This is a genomic window from Myroides sp. LJL119, from assembly GCF_054871605.1.
Genome location: NZ_JBTXLO010000011.1, coordinates 97,297 through 104,087, shown reverse-complemented (window position 1 = coordinate 104,087; position 6,791 = coordinate 97,297). Strand labels below are relative to the sequence as shown.

The following is a 6,791-nucleotide window of genomic DNA, read 5'->3' as shown; positions in this document are numbered from 1 at the left end:
TGTAGAGCTTACGTTTCCTTTTGCTAGTTCTTCTCTTACAACAGGGTAATCTACATCGATAGAACCTGTTTTTTTATTCTCGATAAGTCCCTGTCCTGCGTTTAAAGGAGCTTGTTGGTTTTCCCAGATTGTTGAAAAAGTGCCATCCCCATTATCTTTAGTAGTTAACACCTGTCCAGCTGTACCTGGAGTGATCTCTAAAGCAACATCTGAAAAAGTTGCTAAATCTCCTCCTTGAACTGTAATACTTGTAGAGCTTACGTTTCCTTTTGCTAGTTCTTTTTTAACCTCTGGATAATCTACTATAATGGTACCTGTATTATCTTTAGTCAAACCATTAGAAACGTTAACCTGTTCTTGTTCTGGTAAAGCTTGCCAGATTGTTGAAAAAGTGCCATCTCCATTATCTTTGGTAGTTAACACCTGTCCAGCTGTACCTGGAGTTATCTCTAAAGCAACATCTGAAAAAGTTGCTAAATCTCCTCCTTGAACCGTTATACTTGTAGAGCTTACGTTTCCTTTTGCTAGTTCTTCTCTTACAACAGGGTAATCTACATCGATAGAACCTGTTTTTTTATTCTCGATAAGTCCCTGTCCTGCGTTTAAAGGAGCTTGTTGGTTTTCCCAGATTGTTGAAAAAGTGCCATCCCCATTATCTTTGGTAGTTAACACCTGTCCAGCTACACCTGGAGTTATCTCTAAAGTAACATCTTTAAATATTGGATTTGCCTCACCAGAAACTGTAATGCTTTTTGAATACAAATTACCATCTGCTAAAACCCCCTCTACAAAAGGAAAATCAACATCTAAAACTCCACCTTGACTAACTTGTAAGCCCTTACCTGGTTTAACAACTCCTGGAGTATCTTCTGAGGCTTGTTCTACGCTAACGGTGTAAGTGGTCTGATTTGCAATAACTGTTTGTTTTACTATTACATTATCACCTTGCTTTACAATTGTACGATATTGATTATCTTTTACAATAGTATTTAAATCAAACTCAACGGGTTGATTCTTAGAATCGATATAAGTTAATTTACTATTATCTGGATTATAAGAAAGACTAGTGTTATTCAATGGTAACTCTTTTTCTTTCCCAGAGGCATCTATAAAAGAAAAAGTATTTGTAGTTGCATCATAAAATAAATCAGACGAATTTAAAACAAATGATTTTTCTTGTTGGTTTTCATCTCTATAGGTAATTTTATTTGTATTCTCATCGTATGACAAAACAGTCAGAGTTTCTGAAAATAAGCTCTTAATCAGATTTTTAACGCGATCTCCATCTAAATCTAAAATATCTTGAAAATTATCTACAACTGTCTGAGGAATGTCCATTTCCGCTGTTAAACGGTGCCATCTTCCTTGAAACCAGTAATAGTATCCAGGTGTAACACTGTCTTTACCAGTTCTTGAAGGAACACCACTTGTGTTGTATACAAGTAAACTTTCAATATTTCCGTTTGTAATGGTTTGTTTATCTATTGCATCGGTTAATGACACATTAGGGATTAACAGTCCTCTGTTTGCGGCAACAATAGTCAATTCAGCAGACTTATTAGGTGTTGCAGTTCCAATTCCTACTTGAGCATTAGCTATAAAAGCACCACCCATTAGTAAGGCAACCGAGAGTAATCTTTTTTTCATAATCGAGTTTTGTTTTTAATTTTCTTTCATTAATGGCGTTTAGGTACTTTTATTTGCAAACACGCTAAACACAGGAAATTCCCAATATTTTAAAATTGCCTTATTAACAAGGCTCTTGTTTTTTTATAAAATCTATATGCTTAGCCAAAACAATAAATCTTATAATTTTATCACTCATATGAAATTTTAAGAATTGAAAACAGGTAACTTAAAAAGCAAGATTATTTAGCTATTTGTAAATATCCAAGTAAGGTTACTAATTCAAGTTTTAATATTATTTTCAATAATAAAAAATGATATTTGTCATAAATCGGGTGCAAAATTAGGTATTGTAATGTCCATTTCAAACTGCGTAAAAAACACGAAATTGTTAAAAAACATCCCATAACTAACTCTATATAGTCAATTGTTATTCTCAAAAAGAGAATAAAAGAAAAAAAATAACCTCTAAACATCATTATAGCAACAAGTTAAAAACAAACTTTTTTTTTATACAATCTGAAAAAGAATCTTAAATAACTCTATTTTATCACACTTCAAATTAACATACCATTAAGAGAATATATACTTTTGAAATAACTATTTTATCTAACCTTCCCTTGTAATTACTACAATTACGAGACCTTATTAAAATGACTTTACGATATAGCTAGTTAAAAGAAAAATAAAAAATAGCTAAACGTCTTATTTACAAGATGATAAATTATACCTGTGAAAAACAAAAGACATTCAAAAATTGGTAGTAAATACCTCGGAAGTATAAATCACAATTTGTAATTAAAGTAAAAAAGACAACAAATCAAGTTAAATAAAACCAGGTTATATTAGAACAAATCTATCTTTACTCGTGTTTTATATTAGCAACGAATAACAACAGTAAAACTATCTTTTAAATGTAAAAACAGGTACTAAAACACAAAGATTTATCTTAAGGATTTCAAAAAAATATAATTAGTTTATAATATAAAACCTCTTACTTTTGAACTAAATATATATTTTGCTATTTTATTTATATAACCATGACTCCGGATATTATTTGTTACCTATACCCAAACACGTTTCACATTTTAAAAAATAAGCATCACAATACTCCAGACTTCTTTGGCAAAAAAAAGGATATTTCAACTTCTATGAGGTACCTTTTTTTTAAAGATTTACAGCAAAATTTTCAAATAGAAAATACAAGTAGCGCTTTAAAGGTTATCGCTGAATTACAAAATCCAAATAAGTCTAAAAACTTAACCAATCACCTGTTAATCAAAATATATCTTCAAGTTGGCTCTAAGATAATAGATACACCTTTACAAGATATTTATACAAACCCTAACATTGAAATATTAATAAAAGACTTAACTACCACTTTTTATACCAACTCGAAACAACACGAAAATGAATTAACTGAAAAACTCACTAATCAAATCTGGCCTAGTTTAAAACAAAACCAGGTTAGGAATTTCTTTAGTCTTTTACAGTATATGCAAAACATATTGCCTTATATGGCAGATGTAAAGCAAAATGCGCTAGATCTTTTAAATGCCCTAAGAGTCATACATTATAGTTTTTACTTAGAATATTTAAATGAAAATCAGGCCTGTAAATTATGGCAACAAACCACTGAAATAATCTTTGATGAGTTTAAAAGCTATCCTAGTTTTTTTGCAAGCTTAATTACCTACAATCAACAGGATATTTACTCTAATAATTATAATGATATTTTATTAGACCAAACCCACAACCCGCTTATCCAAAGAGTAATAAATCTAATTTTAGCGCCCAACAGAATTTTAAAATCCCAAAGCAATTGGCCTGTAGATGATTTATTTGAATTATTAGAACCTTTAGAATACTTACAAAAACAAGATCACTGTAATAGCAATGGTACTAATAATTTTTTTTCTTACCCGCAGGCTAGTCAAAAACAGCACTTGACAATACAACAATACAATAATAGCATTTTAGCTTATCAAAAAATTTTCTTGCCTATTTCCTGTAAATACGGTGTGGAATCTTATTTTGCTGAAAGTTTACAAAATGGTGAATTTTATAAGGCAGGTAATTTAGAAATAGAACAGGAAGATTTCTTAAATAGGGTAAGAAACTTTACTAAGCGACACAAAATTAAATTATCACCCAACCAAAGTGTACTTTTTGCCTTTAACTCCGCTTTATTTACCGATACTTGTGTTTACTTATCATCGAAGAAATTATTTTTTTCGAAAGTAAAAAAAATAAAGTGGAAAGATATCAAGATACAAACCAGCGTTGATTTCACCTGTAATTACCTAGTATTAAAAGTAAATAAAGTAAAAATCACAGAAATTCTACTAGATCCCTCTCGAGTGAACTATACAAAAAGTTTAACTGATCTTGAAAAGCATCAGGTAAAAGAGCTATTTAAAAAGGATTTTATTGGTATAAAGAAAACATTTAAAGAATTTAAAGAAATAGTGATGGTCTACAAAAACAACAAAAAGACAAAATCATGATACAATTTTGTCTTTTTGTTATTTTTTTACTGCTTTTATTTTCCTTAGCGTTTCACCGCCTTAAGCATACGATAATTTTTCTTTAAGTCCTTACTAAGCTGCACTTCTTTAAAGTCTAATGTGTCGAATAAAGCCTTTGTTTGTTGGGGTAAATATTGATTTATCTCATAAAACAACATGCCATTGGAACCTAAGTTATCGTTTGCCAAGCGAGCAATCTTACGATAAAAAATAAGCGGATCATCATCCCTTACAAACAAAGCTAGAGATGGCTCATATTTTAACACATTATCATGAATTTCACTTTTCTCTAGTTCTCTAACATAGGGTGGATTGGAAACAATAATATCAAATTTTTGTTCTAGTTTATCTAAAGCTAGTACATCTGTGTTTACTAGATTTACTTTAACTTGATTTAATTCCATGTTGTGTTTAGCAACCTGCAAAGCACCGGGGCTAATATCCATTAGAGTTACCTTAGCATTGGGCAAGAACTTAGCAAGAGTAATTCCAATACAACCACTACCTGTACCTATATCCAATATGTGAATAGAGGTAGATTTATCTTCAATAGAATTCAAAATCCACTCCACAAGCTCCTCAGTCTCACTACGAGGAATTAAAGTATCTGGAGTAACTTTAAAAGTCAAACCGTAAAAATAGGCTCTTTGAAAAACGTACTGAATCGGTACTGCATTTAAAAGCTTTTCCAAAGTCTGCATCCAAAGGGTTACAGAGTTAGTTTCTAAAGCTGGATTCATCACATAGTCTAAACGTGTTTTAGTTTCTATTTCCTGTAAGGCAATTAAAAATAAAGATTGAGCTTCCTTTTGGTCATATAAAGGGGTTAAGGCTTGGATGAATTGCTGTTCTAGAGCTTTTAACAACATAGTTTTATATTTCGAAGATTAACAGATTTATTTTAAATATTGTAAATTTGTTCAAAGATACAGTTTTATCCATTTTGAAAGAACATCAAATATACATTTCTAGAGCCCTTGAACTTGCTAAAGCAGGAATCTACAGGGCAATGCCTAACCCAAGTGTTGGAGCAGTAATTGTACATGAAAATAAGATAATCGCAGAAGGGTTCACCAGTGCTTACGGGGGAGCACATGCCGAGGTGAATGCTATTTCGCAAGTAAACGACAAACAAATTTTAAAGCAAAGTACCCTATATGTAACTTTAGAACCTTGTAGTCATTTTGGTAAAACCCCTCCTTGTAGCGACTTAATAATACAGATGCAGATTCCAAGAGTAGTAATTGGAACTGTAGATCCTTTTGCTAGTGTGAAAGGAAAAGGAATTGAAAAATTAAAAAAAGCGGGATGTCAGGTCATAGTGGGTGTATTAGAAAAACAATGTCAACAAATCAATAAACGTTTTTTTAATTTCATTAAAAACAAAAGACCATATATTATTTTAAAATGGGCACAAACCTCAAAAGGCTTTATTGCTCCTTTATCCAAAAATGAAAAAGCTCCGTTTTGGATATCTAATACCTATAGCAAGCAACTAGTACATAAATGGCGCAGCGAGGAATGTGCATTTTTAGTGGGCACCAATACGGTATTACAAGACAACCCAAGTTTAACCACAAGAGATTGGTATGGACCCAACCCTATTCGCTTATTTATAGATAAAAACGCAATTATAGACAACTCCTATAATCTTTTAGATAACTCTACTCCTACTATATGCTTTACCCAAAACAAACAAGTTTTTGACAAAGCCAATTTAAAGTACATACAAGTAGACTTTCAAAAAAATATACCCCTGCAAATTTTAGAGCACCTTTATAAACTAAATATAATGTCTTTAGTTATTGAAGGGGGAAGTAAAACCATAGAAAGTTTTATAGAACAACAACTCTGGGATGAAGCCAGAATATTTACAGGCCAAAATAATATAAACAAGGGGGTTTTAGCCCCTAAAATCACAGATTTTAAGTCCATAGAAAGTTATTACTTATTAAAGGACCAATTAGATATTGTAAAAAGACAAAATGAATAAACAAATAGATTCCTATAAAACAATAAATCAACCAACCCAAGAGGTACTTTACAAGGAGAAAAACAGCAAATTCTTCGCCTATGCTTTTCCAATTACTAGTGAACAGGAAGTAAAACCTATTTTAGATCAGATTAAAAAGCAACACTACAACGCAAGACATTGGTGTTATGCTTTCCAATTAGGAGCAAAACAGGTTTACTATAGAGTAAATGATGATGGAGAGCCTAGCAACACAGCAGGAGCACCTATTTATGGTCAAATACAGTCCTTTGAGTTAACAGATGTATTAGTTGTTGTAGTACGCTATTTCGGTGGTATAAAATTAGGGGTTGGAGGTCTTATAACAGCTTACAGAGCAGCAGCTCAATTAGCTTTGGAACAAGCACAAATTGTTGATAAAACCATCGATGAACACTTCAAAATACTATTTCAATACAAAGACATGAACAATGTTATGCGTATTATAAAGGAAAAAGATCTTGAAATAGTTGAGCAACAAATGCACATGAGTTGTTGCATTGAGGTGAAAATACGCCTTAACGAATATGAGAAAGCTCTTGCTAGTTTTGAACCTTTTTATGAAGTTAAAATCCTTACACCAGATATGCCAGAATATAACAAGGACAAGTTGTAAAACAACTTGT

General features: G+C 31.6%; 4 protein-coding genes and 1 pseudogene. 3 read left to right on the top strand and 2 right to left on the bottom strand.

What is annotated here, in order from left to right:
* Positions 1-1,647, bottom strand: a pseudogene (locus ACYSNV_RS11530) (hypothetical protein); the annotation flags it as partial.
* A gap of 1,130 nt (positions 1,648-2,777) precedes the next feature.
* On the opposite strand from ACYSNV_RS11530, the gene ACYSNV_RS11525 reads away from it, so the two are divergent.
* A complete protein-coding gene (locus ACYSNV_RS11525; protein WP_461762702.1) occupies positions 2,778-4,133 on the top strand; it encodes a hypothetical protein in 1,356 nt (451 codons plus the stop codon).
* A gap of 44 nt (positions 4,134-4,177) precedes the next feature.
* Here ACYSNV_RS11525 and prmC read toward each other — a convergent pair whose 3' ends face one another.
* Positions 4,178-5,023, bottom strand: a complete 846-nt coding sequence (gene prmC, locus ACYSNV_RS11520; protein WP_461762701.1) for a peptide chain release factor N(5)-glutamine methyltransferase — start codon at positions 5,021-5,023, stop codon at positions 4,178-4,180.
* A gap of 47 nt (positions 5,024-5,070) precedes the next feature.
* Between prmC and ribD the strand changes: the two genes are divergently transcribed.
* Together ribD and ACYSNV_RS11510 are read left to right on the top strand one after the other, a co-directional pair.
* Positions 5,071-6,147 carry a bifunctional diaminohydroxyphosphoribosylaminopyrimidine deaminase/5-amino-6-(5-phosphoribosylamino)uracil reductase RibD gene (gene ribD / locus ACYSNV_RS11515; RefSeq protein ID WP_461762700.1) on the top strand — a complete coding sequence of 359 codons (1,077 nt, stop codon included), beginning with the start codon at positions 5,071-5,073 and terminating at the stop codon, positions 6,145-6,147.
* Positions 6,140-6,781, top strand: a complete 642-nt coding sequence (locus tag ACYSNV_RS11510) for an IMPACT family protein (RefSeq protein WP_461762699.1) — start codon at positions 6,140-6,142, stop codon at positions 6,779-6,781. The genes ribD and ACYSNV_RS11510 overlap by 8 nt, the downstream gene beginning before the upstream one ends.
* The last annotated feature ends 10 nt before the right edge of the window (positions 6,782-6,791 follow it).

Bases quoted from the DNA above. Each gene is read 5' to 3' on its own strand.
- ACYSNV_RS11525 (WP_461762702.1), top strand. From the start codon at position 2,778: ATGAGGTACCTTTTTTTTAAAGATTTACAGCAAAATTTTCAAATAGAA.
- ACYSNV_RS11510 (WP_461762699.1), top strand. From the start codon at position 6,140: ATGAATAAACAAATAGATTCCTATAAAACAATAAATCAACCAACCCAA.
- prmC (WP_461762701.1), bottom strand. From the start codon at position 5,023: ATGTTGTTAAAAGCTCTAGAACAGCAATTCATCCAAGCCTTAACCCCT.